The sequence below is a fragment of the Pseudomonas oryzihabitans genome (assembly GCF_014522265.1).
Taxonomy (GTDB): Bacteria; Pseudomonadota; Gammaproteobacteria; order Pseudomonadales; family Pseudomonadaceae; genus Chryseomonas; species Chryseomonas aestiva.
Window position 1 is genome coordinate 1648313 of the sequence record NZ_CP017024.1, and the last position, 17402, is coordinate 1665714.

At 66.3% G+C, this 17402-nt stretch carries 15 protein-coding genes and 2 pseudogenes; 6 read left to right on the top strand and 11 right to left on the bottom strand.

Annotation, left to right across the window (positions count from 1 at the left end; genetic code table 11):
- Nucleotides 1-2 precede the first annotated feature (2 nt).
- The gene (locus BGI51_RS07620; RefSeq protein ID WP_187980774.1) at nucleotides 3-989 is read right to left on the bottom strand and encodes a choline sulfate utilization transcriptional regulator; all 987 of its coding nucleotides are present in this window, start codon (nucleotides 987-989) and stop codon (nucleotides 3-5) included.
- A gap of 117 nt (nucleotides 990-1106) precedes the next feature.
- Between BGI51_RS07620 and betC the strand changes: the two genes are divergently transcribed.
- Both betC and BGI51_RS07630 read left to right on the top strand, forming a co-directional pair.
- Nucleotides 1107-2606 carry a choline-sulfatase gene (betC, locus tag BGI51_RS07625; RefSeq protein ID WP_187981282.1) on the top strand — a complete coding sequence of 500 codons (1500 nt, stop codon included), beginning with the start codon at nucleotides 1107-1109 and terminating at the stop codon, nucleotides 2604-2606.
- 21 nt (nucleotides 2607-2627) lie between these two features.
- The gene (locus BGI51_RS07630) at nucleotides 2628-3545 is read left to right on the top strand and encodes a choline ABC transporter substrate-binding protein (protein WP_187980775.1); all 918 of its coding nucleotides are present in this window, start codon (nucleotides 2628-2630) and stop codon (nucleotides 3543-3545) included.
- A gap of 18 nt (nucleotides 3546-3563) precedes the next feature.
- Here BGI51_RS07630 and norR read toward each other — a convergent pair whose 3' ends face one another.
- Entirely contained in the window at nucleotides 3564-5102 is a 1539-nt protein-coding gene (gene norR / locus BGI51_RS07635) for a nitric oxide reductase transcriptional regulator NorR (RefSeq protein ID WP_187980776.1), read from the bottom strand.
- Nucleotides 5103-5233: 131 nt separating this feature from the next.
- Between norR and hmpA the strand changes: the two genes are divergently transcribed.
- Nucleotides 5234-6403, top strand: a complete 1170-nt coding sequence (gene hmpA, locus BGI51_RS07640) for an NO-inducible flavohemoprotein (protein ID WP_187980777.1) — start codon at nucleotides 5234-5236, stop codon at nucleotides 6401-6403.
- 87 nt (nucleotides 6404-6490) lie between these two features.
- Here the strand turns inward: hmpA and BGI51_RS07645 are convergent, their stop codons facing one another.
- Together BGI51_RS07645 and BGI51_RS07650 are read right to left on the bottom strand one after the other, a co-directional pair.
- Entirely contained in the window at nucleotides 6491-6718 is a 228-nt protein-coding gene (locus BGI51_RS07645) for a DUF1161 domain-containing protein (protein WP_187980778.1), read from the bottom strand.
- Nucleotides 6719-6761: 43 nt separating this feature from the next.
- Nucleotides 6762-6977: a dodecin gene (locus BGI51_RS07650; RefSeq protein WP_187980779.1), complete on the bottom strand. Its 216-nt coding sequence runs from the start codon at nucleotides 6975-6977 to the stop codon at nucleotides 6762-6764.
- A gap of 218 nt (nucleotides 6978-7195) precedes the next feature.
- On the opposite strand from BGI51_RS07650, the gene BGI51_RS07655 reads away from it, so the two are divergent.
- The gene (locus BGI51_RS07655; protein WP_187980780.1) at nucleotides 7196-7519 is read left to right on the top strand and encodes a DUF883 family protein; all 324 of its coding nucleotides are present in this window, start codon (nucleotides 7196-7198) and stop codon (nucleotides 7517-7519) included.
- 39 nt (nucleotides 7520-7558) lie between these two features.
- Here the strand turns inward: BGI51_RS07655 and BGI51_RS07660 are convergent, their stop codons facing one another.
- Nucleotides 7559-8455, bottom strand: a complete 897-nt coding sequence (locus BGI51_RS07660; RefSeq protein ID WP_187980781.1) for a LysR family transcriptional regulator — start codon at nucleotides 8453-8455, stop codon at nucleotides 7559-7561.
- A gap of 92 nt (nucleotides 8456-8547) precedes the next feature.
- Between BGI51_RS07660 and trpB the strand changes: the two genes are divergently transcribed.
- The gene (gene trpB / locus BGI51_RS07665; RefSeq protein ID WP_133860257.1) at nucleotides 8548-9756 is read left to right on the top strand and encodes a tryptophan synthase subunit beta; all 1209 of its coding nucleotides are present in this window, start codon (nucleotides 8548-8550) and stop codon (nucleotides 9754-9756) included.
- Nucleotides 9753-10558, top strand: a pseudogene (gene trpA, locus BGI51_RS07670) (tryptophan synthase subunit alpha). The gene trpB and the pseudogene trpA overlap by 4 nt, the downstream one beginning before the upstream one ends.
- 732 nt (nucleotides 10559-11290) lie before the next feature.
- Here the strand turns inward: trpA and BGI51_RS07675 are convergent.
- The 6 genes and pseudogenes from BGI51_RS07675 to gbcA all read right to left on the bottom strand — a co-directional run bounded on the left by BGI51_RS07675 (nucleotide 11291) and on the right by gbcA (nucleotide 17303).
- The gene (locus BGI51_RS07675; protein WP_356595400.1) at nucleotides 11291-11671 is read right to left on the bottom strand and encodes a DUF2141 domain-containing protein; all 381 of its coding nucleotides are present in this window, start codon (nucleotides 11669-11671) and stop codon (nucleotides 11291-11293) included.
- A 39-nt stretch (nucleotides 11672-11710) separates the two neighbouring features.
- Nucleotides 11711-12343: an HAD hydrolase-like protein gene (locus BGI51_RS07680; protein ID WP_187980782.1), complete on the bottom strand. Its 633-nt coding sequence runs from the start codon at nucleotides 12341-12343 to the stop codon at nucleotides 11711-11713.
- A gap of 97 nt (nucleotides 12344-12440) precedes the next feature.
- The gene (locus BGI51_RS07685) at nucleotides 12441-14066 is read right to left on the bottom strand and encodes a methyl-accepting chemotaxis protein (protein ID WP_187980783.1); all 1626 of its coding nucleotides are present in this window, start codon (nucleotides 14064-14066) and stop codon (nucleotides 12441-12443) included.
- Between the two features lie 142 nt (nucleotides 14067-14208).
- Nucleotides 14209-15264: a methyl-accepting chemotaxis protein gene (locus BGI51_RS23985; RefSeq protein WP_405046456.1), complete on the bottom strand. Its 1056-nt coding sequence runs from the start codon at nucleotides 15262-15264 to the stop codon at nucleotides 14209-14211.
- A 30-nt stretch (nucleotides 15265-15294) separates the two neighbouring features.
- Nucleotides 15295-15834 (bottom strand): annotated as a pseudogene (locus tag BGI51_RS23990) (MCP four helix bundle domain-containing protein); the annotation flags it as partial.
- Between the two features lie 176 nt (nucleotides 15835-16010).
- Complete coding sequence (gene gbcA, locus BGI51_RS07695) at nucleotides 16011-17303, bottom strand: glycine-betaine demethylase subunit GbcA (RefSeq protein ID WP_187980785.1); 1293 nt, start codon at nucleotides 17301-17303, stop codon at nucleotides 16011-16013.
- Between the last annotated feature and the right edge of the window lie 99 nt (nucleotides 17304-17402).

Below are 17402 nucleotides of genomic sequence, written 5' to 3' on the forward strand. Positions count from 1 at the left end.
GCTCAGGTCGCCAGCCGTGCGCCGGCCAGGGACTCGCGCGGCATCTCCAGCTCTTCCAGCAGCCAGTCGAGAAAGCGTTGCACCAGCCGCTGGCGCCGCTTGCGCTCGGGCAGGATGGCGTAATAGCCATAGCGCGAGGTGGCCAGTCCGGCGAAGGGGCGACAGAGCAGTTCCTGCCGCAGCAGATCGTCCACCAGGTGGCGCCAGCCGATCGCCAGCCCCTGGCCGGCGATGGCCGCCTGGATCACCAGGGTGTAGTTGTCGAAGCTCAGCACCGCGCCGGACGGCGCCGTGGGCAGGGGCGCCAGGTCCAGCGCCGGCAGCAGGGTCTTCCAGTCGTACCAGCGGCTGTTGGGCGCCGCCTTGAGATGCAGCAGCGGCCACCGCCCCAGCTCCATGGCGGGCAACGGCGGCTGCCGGCCCTGGAGCAGGCGCGGACTGCACACCGGAAAGACCTCTTCGCGAAACAGCGGCCAGGCTTCGCCATGCTTGAAGCGGCCGTCGCCGAAGCCCAGGGTGATGTCGATCTCCGGACCGGGCAGCGGCACCCGGTCACTGGTGACCAGGCTGACGTCCAGCTCCGGGTGGCGGGCATGGAAGCGCGGCAGGCGCGGCAGCAGCCAATAGGCGGCGAAGGCGAAGTCGGTGGCCACCTGCAGGACTTCATGGGCAGGCCGGGCGGTAACCAGCCGCACCCCCTCGTCCAGGGTGGCGAGACCGGCCTCGACGTATTCCTGCAGCAGCCGTCCGGCCTCGGTGAGCAGGATGCCGCGGTGAACCCGGTCGAACAGCCGGACCTGCAGCTGGGCCTCCAGGCGCTTGATCTGCTGACTGATGGCCGGCTGGGTAGTGCCCAGTTCGCTGGCCGCCGCGGTAAAGCTCAGGCGGCGCGCCACCACCTCGAAGGTGCGCAGGCTGTCCAGCGCCAGGGCAGGGCGGTCGGCTGGGAGGGTGGTGTCCAAGAGGGCTTTCCCGTGGCGATCAGACATAAGCCCAGCTTATCCGAAACATCACTCCAGATGGCCTTCACGCAGATTTTTCAGCATCGGATGATGGACTACCCATAAGCAACCCTGATCCTAGCGGAGGCGCTCTTGTCCAAGCCGATGAACATCCTCTTTCTCATGGCCGACCAGATGGCGGCGCCCATCCTGCCGCTGTACGACCCCGCCTCGCCGATCAAGCTGCCGAATCTGCAACGCCTGGCCGAGCGCGCCGTGGTGTTCGATTCCGCCTATTGCAACAGCCCGCTGTGCGCACCCTCGCGCTTCACCCTGGTGAGCGGCCAGCTGCCGTCGAAGATCGGCGGCTACGACAACGCCGCCGATTTCGCCGCCGACATCCCCACCTATGCCCACCACCTGCGGCGCCTGGGCTATCGCACGGCGCTGTCGGGCAAGATGCACTTCTGCGGACCGGACCAGTTGCACGGCTACGAAGAGCGGCTGACCAGCGACATCTATCCCGCCGACTACGGCTGGGCGGTGAACTGGGACGCGGCGGACGTGCGCCCGAGCTGGTACCACAACATGTCCTCGGTGCTGCAGGCCGGACCCTGCGTGCGCACCAACCAGCTGGATTTCGACGAAGAGGTGGTCTTCAAGGCGCGTCAGTACCTCTACGATCACGTGCGTCGCGGCGATGACCAGCCCTTCTGCCTGACCGTGTCCCTGACCCACCCGCACGATCCCTACACCATTCCCCGCGAATTCTGGGACCTGTACAACGAGGTCGACATCCCGCTGCCGGAAGGCGCCATTCCCCAGGCCGAGCAGGACCCCCACAGCCAGCGCCTGCTCAAGGTGATCGATCTGTGGGACAAACCGCTGCCCGAGGCCAAGATCCGCGACGCCCGCCAGGCCTACTACGGTGCCTGCAGCTATGTCGACGCCCAGGTCGGCCATCTGCTCAAGACCCTGGGAGAATGCGGTCTGGCCGACGATACCGTGATCGTCTTTTCCGGCGACCATGGCGACATGCTCGGCGAGCGCGGACTCTGGTACAAGATGCACTGGTTCGAGATGGCCGCGCGGGTACCGCTGCTGATCCACGCGCCCGGCCGTTTCGCCCCGGCGCGGGTGCAGGCCTCGGTATCGACCATGGACCTGCTGCCGACCTTCGTCGAGCTGGCCGGCGGCCAGCTGCCGGAGGAGCTGCCGCTGGACGGTCGCTCGCTGCTGCCGCACCTGGAAGGCCGGGCAGGGCACGATGAGGTCATCGGCGAATACCTGGCCGAGGGCACCGTCAGCCCGCTGCTGATGATTCGTCGCGGCGCCTACAAGTACATCCATTGCGAACTGGATCCGCCGCTGCTGTTCGATCTGCACAACGATCCGCTGGAGCGCGAAAACCTGGCCGCCAGCCCCGACTATGCCGAGCTGCTCGCCAGCTTCCAGGCCGAGGTCCGCCAGCGCTGGGATCTGGCGCGCCTGCACGGCGAGGTGCTGGCCAGCCAGCGGCGGCGGCGCTTCGTCGCGGCGGCCCTGGAGCAGGGCGAGCGGACCAGCTGGGATCACCAGCCCTTCGTCGATGCCAGCCAGCAGTACATGCGCAATCACATCGACCTCGACGACCTGGAGCGTCGCGCCCGCTACCCTCAACCCTGAACCGCTAACTGGAGCACGGCCATGAAACACGGAATCATCGCTACCTTCACGCTGGCCCTGGTCAGCCTGTCGGCCCAGGCCGAGGACCAGGCCTGCGCAACGGTTCGCCTGGCCGATCCGGGCTGGAGCGACATCGCCGCCACCAACGCCCTCACCGGCGCGATCCTGAGTGCGCTGGGCTATACCGGCAAGGTCGAGACCCTGGCGGTGCCGATCATCTACGGCGGCATGCGCAACGGGCAGGTGGATGCCTTCCTCGGCAACTGGATGCCGGCGCAGCAGGCGCACTATGACCAGTTCGTGAAGACCGGGCAGGTCACCGAGCTGGCGCAGAATCTGGTCGGGACCGAATTCACCCTGGCGGTGCCCACCTATGTCTGGGAAGGCGGGGTGAAGAGCTTCGACGACCTGGCCAAGCACGCCGACCAGTTCGGCAAGAAGATCTACGGCATCGGCGCCGGCGCGCCGGCCAACCAGTCGCTGCAGAAGATCATCCAGGACAACGAATTCGGCCTGGGCGGCTGGCAACTGGTGGAGTCCAGCGAGCAGGCCATGCTGTCCCAGGTCGGGCGGGCGGTGAAGCGCGACAAGTGGGTAGTCTTCCTTGGCTGGACGCCGCATCCCATGAACGTCGACTACCCGATCAAGTACCTGACCGGGGGCGACAAGTATTTCGGTACCGCCGGCACGGTGAACACCCTGACGCGCAAGGGCTACGCCGAACAGTGCCCCAATCCGGCCCGGCTGCTGACCAACATGAAGTTCACCCTGGACATGGAAAACGCCGTCATGAGCGCCGCGCGGGACAAGGGCGGCAGCTACGACACCGCCGCCAGGGCCTGGCTCAAGGCCCATCCCCAGGTGCTGGAGCCCTGGTTGCAGGGGGTCACCACCCGCGACGGCCAGCCCGGCCTGCCGGCGGTACAGAAAGCGCTCTGACCGCTAATTCTCCAAGCGCTACTTAAGCCCGAGTCGCCGCGCCAGGCGGGCGAGGTTGGCGCGGTCCAGCCCCAGGGCGGCGGCGGCCAGGGTCCAGTTCTGCCCATGCTGTTCCAGGGCCAGGGTAATGGTCTGCCGCTGGAAGGCCTCCGTGGCTTCGCGCAGGGAGGCGGCGGGCAGGGCGGGATCCTCGTCGGGCAGGGCCGTGCTGCCCAGTGGCAGGCCGAGCTGATCGCTGTCCAGGGTCAGGATGCCGCCGCGTTCCTCGCTGCCGGCATGGGCCTTGAGCGCCGCCCGGCTGATGAGGTGAGAGAGTTCGCGCACGTTGCCCGGCCAGTCGTAGGCCAGCAGGGTCCGTTGCGCCGCGGGGGTCAGCCGGAGGCCGCGCAGGCCCAGGCGGGCGCGATTCTGCTCCAGGTAGAAACCGGCCAGGAGCAGGACGTCGCGGCCACGCTCGCGCATGGCCGGCACGGCCAGCGGATAGACGCTCAGGCGATGGTAGAGATCGGCACGAAAGCGCCCGGCACGCACGCAGTCGGCCAGGTCGCGATTGGTGGCGGCGATGATGCGCACGTCCACCTTGAGATCGCGATCCGAGCCCAGCCGCTGCAACTGGCCGCTCTGCAGCACCCGCAGCAGCTTGGCCTGCACCGTCAGTGGCAATTCGCCGACTTCGTCGAGAAACAGGGTGCCGCCATCGGCCAGTTCGAAGCGCCCGCGGCGTTCGCTGACGGCCCCGGAAAAGGCACCGCGCACATGGCCGAAGAGTTCGCTTTCCACCAGCGCCTCGGGCAGGGCCGCACAGTTGAGGCTGATCAGCGGCCGCTGCTGGCGCAGCGAGCGCGCGTGCACGGCTTCGGCCACCAGCTCCTTGCCGACCCCGGTCTCGCCGGTGATGAGCACGGTCAGATCGCTGGCCGCCACGGTCTCGATCTCCTGGCGCAGGCGCAGGCTGGCCGGACTCTGGCCGATGAGTTCGCGAGGCCGCTGGTGCCCCACCGATTGCTGATAGGCCACGGTCAGCTCGTGCTCGCTGACGATGCGGGCGGAGAGCTGGCCGATGCGCTCGGCGGCGGCCACGGTGGCGGCGGCCAGCCCGGCAAAGGCCGCCAGGGTGGTGAGATCCCCGGGCTGGGCGTTCTGCGCATGCAGCGAATCCAGGGTCAGCAGGCCCCAGAGCTGGTCCTGCACATAGAGTGGACAGCCCAGGCAGTCGTGGACCTCCAGATGCCCCTGCACGCCTTCCACCAGCCCATCGTAGGGATCGGGCAGGTCGCAATCGAGGGCGAAGCGGGTGGGCGCGCGACTCGCCAGCAGCAGCGCCAGGCGCGGGTGCTCGCCGACCTTGAAGCGGCGGCCCAGGGTATCGGCCGCGAGCCCGCGCACCGCTAGGGGCACCAGCACCTCGCCATCCAGGCGCAGCAGGGCCACCGCATCGAAGGGCAGGACCTGGCGCAGGGCGTCGAGCAGGTTGGCATAGCGTTGCTGATCGGGCAGGTCGCGGGCCAGATCCGCCACCAGTGGCACCATGGCTTCGAGCAGGGTGGTACGAGTCAATCTGACCTCGGCGAGTCATAGGGACCTGGTCATTATGACCAGGTGTCCGGATAAAAGACTGATCTAGCGCAGTTTTTCGGTTGGCACGACTCGTGATACGACCAGGGCAGTCCTGTTTGGAGATCCCTGCCATGCTGTCATCCGACCAAAAAGCCATCATCACGGCTACCGTCCCGCTGCTGGAAACCGGCGGTGAATCCCTGACCCGGCATTTCTACGACAAGTTGCTGGGCGACAACCCCGAGATCCGCCCGCTGTTCAACGGCGCCCACCAGGCCAGTGGCGCCCAGGCGCGGGCGCTGGCCCGGGCGGTACTCATGTATGCCCGCTACATCGACCGGCTGGACACCCTGGGACCGCTGGTGGAGCAGATCGTCAACAAGCACGTCTCGCTGCAGGTGCAGCCGGATCACTATCCCCTGGTGGGCATCGCCCTACTACAGAGCATCCGCGAAGTGCTGGGGGCCGAGGTGGCTACCGATGCCGTGATCGACGCCTGGGCCGCCGCCTATGGCCAACTGGCCAATCTGCTGATCGGCGCCGAGGAACACCGCTATGCGGCCCAGGCCGAGGCGCCCGGTGGCTGGCGTGGCGGGCGGCCGTTCCGCATCGCCCGGATCGAGCCGGAAAGCGAAGAGATCAGCTCCTTCTACCTGGAGCCGGTGGACGGCCTGCCCACCAGCATCGCCCAGCCCGGCCAGTACCTGGGGCTGAGTGTGATCCTCGATGGGGTGGAATACCGGCGCAACTATTCGATCTCGGCGGCCAGCGATGGCCGTGGCTACCGGATCAGCGTCAAGCATCAGCCGGGTGGGGTGGTCTCGCGCTTCCTGCACATCGATGCCCATGAAGGCAGCGTACTGCAGGTCTTCGCACCGGCCGGTGAATTCGTCCTGCAGGATTCCACCCGGCCGCTGCTGCTGATCGCCGGCGGGGTCGGCATCACGCCGTTGCTGCCCATGGTGTCGGCGGCGCTGCCCAGCGGGCGACCGATCCAGCTGATCCACTGCACCCGCCACGTCGGGGTGCAGGCCTTCGGCCACTGGCTGGAAGAGCAGGCCGCCCACCATCCGCAATTGCAGCTGTACTTCTGCTACAGCGAGCCGGTGGCGGAAGAGGCCTACGCTTCGCGGCTGGACCGGGCGCGCCTGCAGCGCTGGTTGCCCAAGGGTCGCGACCTGGACGCCTACGTCCTCGGCCCGCAGCCCTTCATGGCCCAGGTGCGGCGTGATCTGCTGGAGCTGGGGGTGCCGGAGCAGCAGATCCGTCACGAGTTCTTTGGTCCCGCCACGGATCTCTGAAAGCAGAAACGCCCACGGTCTGGCGACCGTGGGCGTTTCTTCGAGAGCCAGGGTGCCGTCTCTAAGCGGCGCCCTGCCGTCAGCGACCTAGCGACGCTGGTAGACGATTTCCTTGCTACCACCTTCGCAGCTGCCCACCACCTTGGCGGAGGCGCTGGCGCTGCCCTTGTCCACCACCTCGAGACTGTAGTGCGCTACCTGCTTGGCCTGCAGCTTGGCATCGATATCGGCCTTGACCGTGTCGCACGAGGTGCCAGCGGCGAAAGCACCGCTGCTCAGGGCCAATAAACCGAAGGTAATCACGACTCTACGCATCTTGCCTGTCCTTTTGCGAGGGAGGGAGGTCTTGAGTATCTACTCAGCTGGTTTCGATACGGAAGCCGATCTTCAGGGTGACCTGATAGTGCGCCACCTTTGCGTCCTGGATGTGACCGCGGATTTCACCCACTTCGAACCATTCCAGGTTCTTCACCGACTTGGACGTCTCGGCGAGGGCATTATTAATGGCGTCCTCGACACTGGTGGTGGAAGAGCCAACGATTTCCAGCTTCTTGTAGGTGTGATGATCGGACATGAAAATCTCCTGGGTCAGCAATGACGGGCGCTGCAGCGGATAGCCGGCAACGCGTTGACCGGTGTCGCGGTCGACTCGCCGGGAAGGGTGCTTCTGACATTTGAGGCCGCGAAAGGCCCCGATAAGTTCACTGCCCAGGCTCTCGCCCACCGCTTTGCAGCACTTTCCAACGCCTCGGTAGTCACATTTCCTGAATCCGTCCATCCCAGGAGGTTGTCATGGCCCGTAACACCGATTACCAGGCGTCCATCGCCAGCATCGAGAACGAAATCAACAGCCTGCTCGACTCGCTGGCATCGCTGAAGAAGAACGCTGCACGCGAATCCCGCAGCAGCCTGAATTCCTTCAAGAGCACCGCTCGTGACGCTCTGCATCATTCGGGCGATTCGCTGGAAGAAGTCTATGACGACGTGCGTCGTCTGACCCGCCAGTACGGTCGCGCCGCCAGTGGCGTGGCTCGCGAACATCCCTGGGCCACCGTCGGCATTGCCGCTGGCGTGACCGTCCTGGTCGGCTGGGCACTGCTGCGCGGCGACAACTGATCGTGGCAGCCCAAGGCATCCCAAGGGATGCCTTGGGCGCTAGCGCTCGGCCAGCTCGGTTCTGAGCCAGGCCGCCAACCGCTCCACCCGCTCATCCGCCAGCCGACCCGGCGCCCATAGCGCCAACTCCGCACCGGTCGCGGCGAAGCCCCAGGGCGCAACCAGCCTGCCCGCCTTCAGATCCGCCGCCACCAGTGGCTCCGGCGCGATCGCCACGCCCAATCCCGACAGCGCCGCCTCCAGCAGGTAATAGAGGTGCTCGAAGCCCTGCCCGTAATCCAGCACCGGCGCCTCCAGGCCCTGGGTGGCAAACCACTGTGGCCAGGCCTGGGGCCGTGACAGGGTGTGCAGCAGACGTTCGGCCAGCAAGGCCTGCAGGTCGCCTTCCCTGAGCCGCAGATAGGCCGGGCAGTAGGGACTCAGCACCGGCCCGATGCGCTCGGGCGCCAGGTGATAGGGCAGCACGTCCTGTGGCGGCGCCGTCTCGGTGAACAGCAGGCTGGCGTCCAGGCCGGCGGCGGCCAGCGGGGTGTCGTCGGTACGGGTCGAGAGGTGCAGGTGTAGCTCCGGCAGGTCGCGATTGAGGCGATCCAGCCGTGGAATGAACCAGCGCGCCACCAGGCTGCCTGGGCAGCCCAGCACGAACGGCCCCCGGCGATTGCCGGCCTTGAGTTCGGCGCTCACCTCACGCAAGCGCTCGAAGACCTCGCTACTCACCTCACGCAAGCGCAGCCCCGCCTCGGTCAGCGCCAGCCCCCGGCCTTCGCGGCGAAACAGCGCCACTCCCAGCTGTTCCTCCAGGGCACGGATCTGGCGACTCACGGCGCCATGGGTCACGTGCAGTTCGTCGCCGGCGCGGCTCATGCCACCCAGACGGGCGGTGGCCTCGAAGGCGCGCAGGGCATTCAGCGGGGGCAGGTCGCGGGGATCGCTCATCTGTGAGATTTCCTGACGGGTCATCGCGATCTTATCGATTTATCAGCGGCACTCAAGCAGGTAAGGTAGATCCATCTTTGCAGGAGAATCCCATGACCCAGTTTGCTTATCGCCAGGGCCCCGACGCTCAAGGCATGTTCGGCCAGTTCGGTGGTCGCTATGTCGCCGAAACCCTGATGCCGCTGATCCTCGATCTGCAGCGCGAATACGAGACCGCCATGGAGGATCCGGCGTTTCTCGAGCAGCTGGCCTACTTCCAGCGCGACTACGTCGGTCGGCCCAATCCGCTGTACTTCGCCGAGCGCCTGACCGAGCACTTCGGCGGCGCCAAGATCTATCTCAAGCGCGAAGAGCTGAACCACACCGGCGCGCACAAGATCAACAACTGCATTGGCCAGATCCTGCTGGCCAAGCGCATGGGCAAGACCCGCATCATCGCCGAGACCGGTGCCGGCATGCACGGCGTGGCCACCGCTACCGTCGCCGCGCGCTTCGGCCTGCCCTGCGTCATCTACATGGGCAGCACCGACATCGATCGCCAGCAGGCCAACGTCTTCCGCATGAAGCTGCTGGGCGCCGAGGTGATTCCAGTCACGTCCGGTACCGGCACCCTCAAGGACGCCATGAACGAGGCCCTGCGCGACTGGGTGACCAACGTCGCCGACACCTTCTACCTGATCGGCACAGTGGCCGGTCCGCACCCCTATCCGGCCATGGTCCGCGATTTCCAGGCAGTGATCGGTCGCGAGACCCGCGCGCAGATCCTGGAGAAGGAAGGACGCCTGCCCGACAGCCTGATCGCCTGCGTCGGCGGTGGCTCCAATGCCATGGGCCTGTTCCACGAATTTCTCGATGACCAGGACGTCGCCATCATCGGCGTCGAGGCCGGCGGCCACGGCGTCGACACCGACAAGCATGCCTCCAGCCTCAACGGCGGGGTACCCGGGGTGCTGCACGGTAACCGTACCTTCCTGCTGCAGGACGACGATGGCCAGATCATCGACGCCCACTCCATTTCCGCCGGCCTGGACTATCCCGGCATCGGCCCGGAGCACGCCCACCTGCATGACGTGAAGCGCGTGGAATACGTACCGATCAACGACGACGAGGCGCTCAAGGCCTTCCACCAGACCTGCCGTCTGGAAGGCATCATCCCGGCGCTGGAAACGGCTCACGCCCTGGCCGAGGCCTACAAGCGCGCGCCACACCTGCCCAAGGACCACCTGATGGTGATCTGCCTCTCGGGCCGCGGCGACAAGGACATGCAGACCGTGATGAGTCACCTGGGAGACAAGCTATGAGCCGCCTGGAAACCCGCTTCGCCGCGCTGAAGGCCGAGGGCCGCGCGGCCCTGGTCACCTACACCACCGCCGGCGATCCGGACTACGACACCGCCTTGGCCATCCTCAAGGGGCTGCCGGCGGCCGGTGCCGACGTCATCGAGCTGGGCATGCCCTTCACCGATCCCATGGCTGACGGCCCGGCCATCCAGGCCGCTGCCCTGCGGGCCCTGCAGGCGGGCCAGAATCTGGCCAAGACCCTGGAGATGGTGCGCGACTTCCGCCGCGGGGAAGGCGAGACGCCGCTGGTGCTGATGGGCTACTACAATCCCATCCATCGTTATGGCGTGGAGCGCTTCCTGGCGGAAGCCGCCGAAGCGGGCGTGGATGGCCTGATCGTGGTCGACCTGCCGCCCGAGCACGACGCCGAGCTGGCGCTGCCGGCCCAGGCCGCCGGCATCGACTTCATCCGCCTGACCACTCCGACCACTGATGACGCCCGCCTGCCGCGCGTACTCAACACCAGCTCAGGCTTCGTCTACTACGTGTCCGTCGCTGGCGTGACCGGTGCCGGCTCGGCCACCACCGAGCACGTCGAGGCCGCCGTGGCGCGCCTGCGCCGTTTCACCGACCTGCCCCTGGCCGTCGGCTTCGGCATCCGTACCCCGAGCAGGCGCGGGTGATCGCCCGCATCGCCGATGGTGTGGTGGTGGGCTCGGCGTTCGTCGACCAGATCGCCAAGGCTGCGTCCTCGGGCGCTGCCATCGACGGCGTGCTTGGCCTCTGCAAGCAGCTGTCGGACAGCGTACGCACCGCGCGCTAGGCCTTCGCCAGCTCTCCAAAAGACCGCTTCAGGCGGTCTTTTTTTATGCCTGGACAACCTGCAAGCTGTGCATAACCCTGTGGGCAGTCTGTTCGCTTTCAACGAAGAGCCGCGTGCCAGAAGGGCTGGACGGGTACTCGGCCTGTTGATCGAATCCGTTACGGCTTGATCCGCCGAGTCAGGCTGCGAACACCGGATCGCTTTGCCGTCATTGCCTGACAGGTAAAGGCTGTGGATAAGCCCTGGGCAAGTTGTCAGCAACCGATCAGGCGATTGCTCGGGAAAAATTGCTCAATAAATAGCCAATTCGATCTAGGTCACTCGAACGGCCGAAAGCGGACCCGGCCTCCGGGTTTTCCCACATCTGCTGTGTGCGTGCCTGTGGAAAAGATGTGGGACCTGACCTGTACGCCATGCCTGGCAAGGCCTGCAGAGGATCGTACAAAAAATGATCAATCCACTTTCGGCTGTTTTCCACAACCCACAATAGAGCTGCATAGGGCTGTGGATAGGTTGTTCGTCTAGTGCCAGAGGCCAGAGCTGGCGCGGCTTACAGAGAATCGATCAAATAATGACCAGTTTTTCGGGACATTCCCAAGTCAAGGGATTTCTGCTGCCATCCCAAGGAGTTATCCACGTCTGTTCAGCGCCGGACTCAGCAATCGTCGCTAAAAGCCTTGTGGATAACTCTGTTGATTTTCTGTTTGGAAGCCTGTGCATGACCGATATGGCCTAGCGCAGCGTCACCTGCTGGCGCAGGCCTGCGGCGTGCAGGGTGAAGGCGCATTCCTCGAAGGTGGCCATGCGCATGCGCAGCGGCGGATTGTTGCTGTAGCCGTATTGTTCGGTGGGCATGCCGATGAAATTGGTGTCCAGCTGACTATTGCTGTTGCTGTCGTGGATGACCGATACGGCATAACGCCCGGGCGGCAGCTCGAAGCGCTGCTCCTGGGCACCCGCCTGCGCGGCGAGATGGGCCTGGGCCACCGGTGTCTTGTGCTCCTTCCAGGCCGCTTCGCTGTCGAACACCGCCAGCAGCAGCTGGCCCCCGAGGCGTCGACCGTCTCGACCCGCACCTGCAGTTCGGCGGCGTGCAAGAGACCGCTCAGACAGAGACCAGCGACCAGCAACAGAGACTTCATGGGCATTCCTTCAGCAGGGAGAGGGCGTCAGCCGCAGCAGCTCGGCCGGCTGTTCGAAGAAGAGATCGGGGCGCTGCGCGCGCAGTGTCGCCGGGCAGCCATAGCCCCAGGCCACGGCCGCGCAGCCCAGACCGGCGCGGCGCGCGGCCTGGAGGTCGCGTAGCTCGTCGCCCACATAGAGCGCATCGGCCGGCGCGACACCCTGGCGGCGCAGCAGGCGGGTCAGGCGTCGGGCCTTGCCCAGCAGGGGGATGTCGAATTCGCCAGCGGGGAACAGACGTCCGGCCTGGGGCAGTACCTGGTGGACGGCCGCGGCGGAATTGGAGGTCGCCAGGCCCAGCTGCAGGCCGCTGGCCTGCAAGCGGTCGAGGGTGGCGGGAATCTCGGCGAAGGGCAGGACCTGATCGCCCCGCTGGGCCAGCAGCCGGCGATAGTGCCGGGCGATGCGTGGCACCTGCCAGAGAGGGATCCCCAGGCTGTCGAGCAGACCGATCAGGGAGGCGGCGCGCAGCCGGGGCCACTCGTCGGCGGTTGGCTGGCGAAAGCCATGGGTTCGCGCCAGCTCGCCCAGGCAGCTCAGGAGAAAGGGCAGGCTGTCCGCCAGGGTGCCGTCGAAGTCGAAGATGACGTAGCGATAGCTCATGCGAGAGAGGCGCGGTGGGCGAAGGCGCCAGCGTAGCGGTCGCCTCCCGGTTTTGCCACCGCGACGGGATCCGGCAGGGGTGTCCCTGCCGGACAGGTCACACGCGGAAGCGGCGGATCTGGCCGTTGAGCTCCACTGCCAGCTCGGAGAGCTGCTGGCTGGCGGCGCGGGTCTGTTCGGCACCGGCGGCGGTCTGCACCGACAGATCGCGGATGCGCACCAGGTTGCGATCCACCTCGCGGGCCACCTGGGCCTGCTCTTCGGCGGCGCTGGCGATCACCAGGTTGCGCTCGTCGATGCCCGACACCGACTGGGCGATGGCGGCCAGGGCGGCGTTGGCCGACTGCGCCTGCTCGCGGGTCTGGCGCGCCTGGTCGGCGCTGGTCAGCAAGGCATCGACGGTCTGCCCGGTACCCTGCTGGATGCTGCCGATCATGCCTTCGATCTCGCGGGTGGATTCGCCGGTGCGATGGGCCAGGGCGCGGACCTCGTCGGCGACCACGGCGAAGCCGCGACCGGCGTCACCGGCACGCGCGGCTTCGATGGCGGCGTTGAGCGCCAGCAGGTTGGTCTGTTCAGCGACCGAGCGGATCACGTCCAGCACCTGGCTGATGTTGCGGGTCTGCTCGGCCAGCTGGCGGGCCTGTTCGCTGGCACCCAGCACGTTCTCGGTCAGCACCTCGATGGCGCCCAGGGTATCGCCCAGCTGCCGCTGGCCCTGGCGCGCGGTATCGGCGGCCTGACGCGATTCGGACGAGGTAGAGGTGGCGTTGCCGGCCACTTCGTCCACCGCCTGGCTCATCTCGGTGACGGCGGTGGCCGCCATCTCGATCTCGCTGTTCTGCTGTTGCAGGCCGTGGGCGCTCTCCTGCATGACTGCGGTCATTTCCTCGGCGGCGGAGGCCAGCTGGGTAGCGGAATGGCCCAGGTGCCCCAGGGTGTCGCGCAGATTGGTCTGCATCTGCTGCATGGCCTGCAGCAGCTGGGCGGCTTCGTCGTGACCGCGGGTGTCCAGGGTCTGGGTCAGGTCGCCGCTGGCGATGGTCCGGGCGGCGGCGACGGCCTCGGCGATGGGCCGGGTCATGCTCAGGGTCAGGCGCCAGGCCAGCAGCACGGTCAGACCCAAGGCCAGGGCGATGACCATCCAGGTAATGGAAGTAGCCTGGGCATAGGTGTCGCCGGAGTGCTGGGAGGCCGCCTTGATGTCTTCCTGGTTGATCTTGCGCAGGGCTTCGGTGCGCTCGTTCATCTGCACGCCGAGCTGGGCCATGCTGGTCTGGATCAGGCTGCGGGCCTCGTCGAGCTTGCCGGCGCCGATGAGGTCGGCCAGTTGCGCGGTGTAGCGGACATAGTCGCCATGGATCTGGCGCAGGGCATCGAAGGCCTGGCGCTCGCGATCGCTGCTGACGAGTTTTTCATAGCGACTGAAACCCGCGCCGATGTCGGCATTGATGCTGTCGATCTTCTTGCGCGTGTTGGCGACGGTGGCGGCGTCCGGAATGGCCAGCAGGCGCAGCACCTCGACCCGGGTGCGGGCCAGTTGCAGGGCAAGGTTGTCGGCTTCGACGATGCTAGGCACGTTGTTGGTCTCGATCACCTGACCCTGGGCCCGGATCTGCGACAGTTGCAGCAGGCCGAACAGGCCCAGACTGGCGACGAGGATGGCCAGCAGGCCGAAACACAACACACTGCGAATGGCGAGGGAGAAGGAACGAAAGGTCACGGCGGCAGCCCCGGTGAAGAATGAGGCTCCCTTTAACGGCTAGGGCCGCCGTGACTTGATGGTCATTCGTCTTAAATCTGATCTTCGCGCAGAGGACGGCGACGGGCGAGCAGGGCTGGCCAGTCGCCATCCTCGATCACGGCTAGAACTGGAAGCGCCGCACCTGGCCGCTGAGGGTCGCGGCCAGCGCCGCCAGTTGCTGGCTGGAGGCGCGGGTCTGCTCGGCACCCGCCGCGGTCTGCACCGACACGTCGCGAATGCGTACCAGGTTGCGGTCGACTTCGCGCGCCACCTGGGCCTGTTCTTCGGCAGCGCTGGCGATCACCAGATTGCGCTCGTCGATGCCTGCGACCGACTGGGCGATGACGGCGAGGGCGGCATTGGCGGATTGCGCCTGCTCGCGTGTCTGGCGCGCCTGGTCGGCACTGGTCAGCAAGGCATCGACGGTCTGGCCGGTACCCTGCTGGATGTTGCCGATCATGCCCTCGATCTCACGGGTGGACTCACCGGTGCGATGGGCCAGGGCGCGCACCTCGTCGGCCACCACGGCGAAGCCACGACCGGCCTCGCCCGCGCGCGCCGCTTCGATGGCGGCGTTCAGTGCCAGCAGGTTGGTCTGTTCGGCGACCGAGCGGATCACGTCCAGCACCTGGCTGATGTCACGCGTCTGGGTTTCCAGCTCGCGAGCCCGGGCGCTGGCACCGAGGACCTGCTCGGTGAGGGCCTCGATGGCGGTAAGGGTATCGCCCAGCTGACGTTGCCCCTGAACCGCGGTATCGGCAGCCTGGCGCGAATCATTGGAGGTGGAGGAGGCGTTGCCGGCGACCTCCTCGATCGCCTGGCTCATTTCGGTGACGGCCGTCGCCGCCGACTCGATCTCGTTGTTCTGCTGTTGCAGGCCGGTGGCGCTTTCCTGCATGACCGCGGTCATCTCCTCGGCGGCGGAAGCCAGCTGGCTGGCCGAGTCGCCGATATGCCCCAGGGTCTCGCGCAACTGGCCCTGCATCTGCTGCATGGCCTGCAGCAGCTGCGCCGCCTCGTCGTGGCCACGGCTGTCCAGCGCCTGGGTCAGATCTCCCGTCGCGATGGTGCGGGCCGCCGCTACCGCCTGGGCGATGGGGTTGGCCACGCTGCGCGTCAGGCGCCAGGCCAGCAGGCCGGTGAGGGTGAGGGTTACCAGGATGGCCAGCCAGGTCACGTTGTTGGAGCGCGCATAGGCTTCATCGGCATCCGCGCTGGCGGCGTGAATGTCCTGCTCGACGGCCTGACGGAGCGTCTCTATGCAGGCGTTCATCCGCGTACCCAGCGGACCCATGCTCTGCCGCACCACCTGGCGCGCCTGGTCGAGCTGACCCGCACCGGCCAGATCGGCGATTTGCTGCACGCCCTGCATGTAGCTCTGCTGCACCTGGCGCAATTCGTCCAGCGCGGAGCGGCTCTTCGTCGACAGCAGTTCGTGCTGATAGCGGCCGAAGATGGCCTGGACCTCGGTGCTCAGGCCGTCCAGCTTCTGGCGGGTGCTGGCCAGGGTCTGGGCATCGGGCATGGCCAGCAGACGCAGGGTCTCGATGCGCGTACGGGCCACCAGCAGACTCAGATTGTCGGCCGCGATCAGGGTCGGGATGTAGCGCTGCTCCACCTGATGACCCAATTGACGGATCTCGGACAGCTGATACCAGCCGAAGAGTCCGAGCGCCGCGACGAGGACCGCCAGGATGCCGAAGCACAGCAGGTTGCGGGTAGCGATGGACAAGGATCGAAGAGTCATGACGGCCTGCTGGGAGGAGGGTTCGGAATGCGAACAGGGTCACAACTTTAGGTGATGATTTGGCGAAAAGGCTCTAGGACGGGTGCGGCAAAAGCTCGCACTACAGGAAAGGTCGGACATTTGCAGACTTCCGTGGAGCCCTTGCGGCTCCACGGAAGGATCTTCTCAGCGACTCGTCAGTCGCCGCTGACCTGACGCAGGTGCGCCGCCGGTGCTTCTTCTCCGAGGTTGTTGAGCAGCCGCTCGCTGTACCAGTCGATGAAGTTGATCACGCCGAATTCGTAAGTCTTTGAATAGGGACCCGGCTGATAGGCCTTGGAATTGATGCCGCGCTGGTTCTCCTCGGCCAGCCGGCGATCCTGGTCGTTGGTGGCATCCCAGACCTTGCGCAGGTTGACCGGATCGTAGTCGACGCCCTCCACGGCATCCTTGTGCACCAGCCACTTGGTGGTCACCACGGTCTCGGTCGGACCCAGCGGCCAGACGGTGAAGACGATCATGTGATCGCCCATGCAGTGGTTCCAGGAGTGCGGCAGGTGCAGGATGCGCATGGAGCCCAGGTCCGGGTCCTTGATGCGCCCCATGAGTTTCTTGCAGCCGGGCTTGCCGTCCATGGTCATGGACACGGTGCCGGCGAGCAGCGGCATGCGCACGATGCGGTTGCGCAGGCCGAAGCTGGCATGGGCGTAGGGGATGTTGTCGGCGTCCCAGCGACTGGTGCAGGCGGCGACCTGATCCTTGAACGCCTGGGAGGCGCGCGGATCGGTGACGTCGTCCCACTCCAGCAGGGTATTCAGCAACTCGGGATGGGAGCCGCTGCAGTGGTAGCACTCGCGGTTGTTTTCCAGCACCAGCTTCCAGTTGGCCTGCTCGACCAGGTCGGTGCGCACCGCGACCTTGGCATTCTCCATGTCGTACGGCTCCATGTAGTGCTCGAGCGTACGCAGGAAGTCGTCTATGGCCGGTGGCTCATCGGCCAGGGAGATGAAGATGTAGCCGCCGGCGGTCTTGACGTGGATCGGCTTGAGGTTGAAGTCGGCCATGTTGAAGTCGGCGCCCATCTCGCTGCCGGCGAACAGCAGGCGGCCGTCCAGCTCGTAGGTCCACTGGTGATAGGGGCAGACCAGCTTGGCGACCTTGCCCTTGTCGCTCACGCAGAGGCGCGAACCCCGGTGGCGGCAGACGTTGTGGAAGGCATGCACCTTGCCCTCGGCACCGCGGACCACCAGGATGGGATTGTCACCCAGCTGCAGGGTGATGAAGTTGCCCTTGGTGGGGATCTCGCAGGTCATGCCGGCGATCAGCCATTCCTTGCCGAAGATCTCCTGCATGTCGATCTGGAACAGGCGCTCGTCGTTGTAGAACGGCTGGGGCAGGGAGTAGGTGCGCTCGCGGGTGCGCAGCATCTCGGCCGTGGCCTTGCGGGCCGGATCGAGAGGGTCGCCCAAACTCAAGGTGCTGACGTCCATCGTACATCCTCGTGGCCACCGCGGCGGGTGGCGAAAGTGGTTGGTCACGGTACTGCAAGGCTATTGGCCGACGGGGCAGGGCCGCCGAATGACCCTAGG

Excerpts from the sequence above, each read along its gene's own strand:
- gbcA (WP_187980785.1), bottom strand. The coding sequence starts at position 17,303 with ATGGACGTCAGCACCTTGAGTTTGGGCGACCCTCTCGATCCGGCCCGC.
- BGI51_RS07650 (WP_187980779.1), bottom strand. The coding sequence starts at position 6,977 with ATGTCCGATCATCACACCTACAAGAAGCTGGAAATCGTTGGCTCTTCC.
- BGI51_RS07655 (WP_187980780.1), top strand. The coding sequence starts at position 7,196 with ATGGCCCGTAACACCGATTACCAGGCGTCCATCGCCAGCATCGAGAAC.
- BGI51_RS07680 (WP_187980782.1), bottom strand. The coding sequence starts at position 12,343 with ATGAGCTATCGCTACGTCATCTTCGACTTCGACGGCACCCTGGCGGAC.
- betC (WP_187981282.1), top strand. The coding sequence starts at position 1,107 with ATGAACATCCTCTTTCTCATGGCCGACCAGATGGCGGCGCCCATCCTG.
- hmpA (WP_187980777.1), top strand. The coding sequence starts at position 5,234 with ATGCTGTCATCCGACCAAAAAGCCATCATCACGGCTACCGTCCCGCTG.
- trpB (WP_133860257.1), top strand. The coding sequence starts at position 8,548 with ATGACCCAGTTTGCTTATCGCCAGGGCCCCGACGCTCAAGGCATGTTC.
- BGI51_RS07660 (WP_187980781.1), bottom strand. The coding sequence starts at position 8,455 with ATGAGCGATCCCCGCGACCTGCCCCCGCTGAATGCCCTGCGCGCCTTC.
- BGI51_RS07630 (WP_187980775.1), top strand. The coding sequence starts at position 2,628 with ATGAAACACGGAATCATCGCTACCTTCACGCTGGCCCTGGTCAGCCTG.
- BGI51_RS07645 (WP_187980778.1), bottom strand. The coding sequence starts at position 6,718 with ATGCGTAGAGTCGTGATTACCTTCGGTTTATTGGCCCTGAGCAGCGGT.
- BGI51_RS07620 (WP_187980774.1), bottom strand. The coding sequence starts at position 989 with ATGTCTGATCGCCACGGGAAAGCCCTCTTGGACACCACCCTCCCAGCC.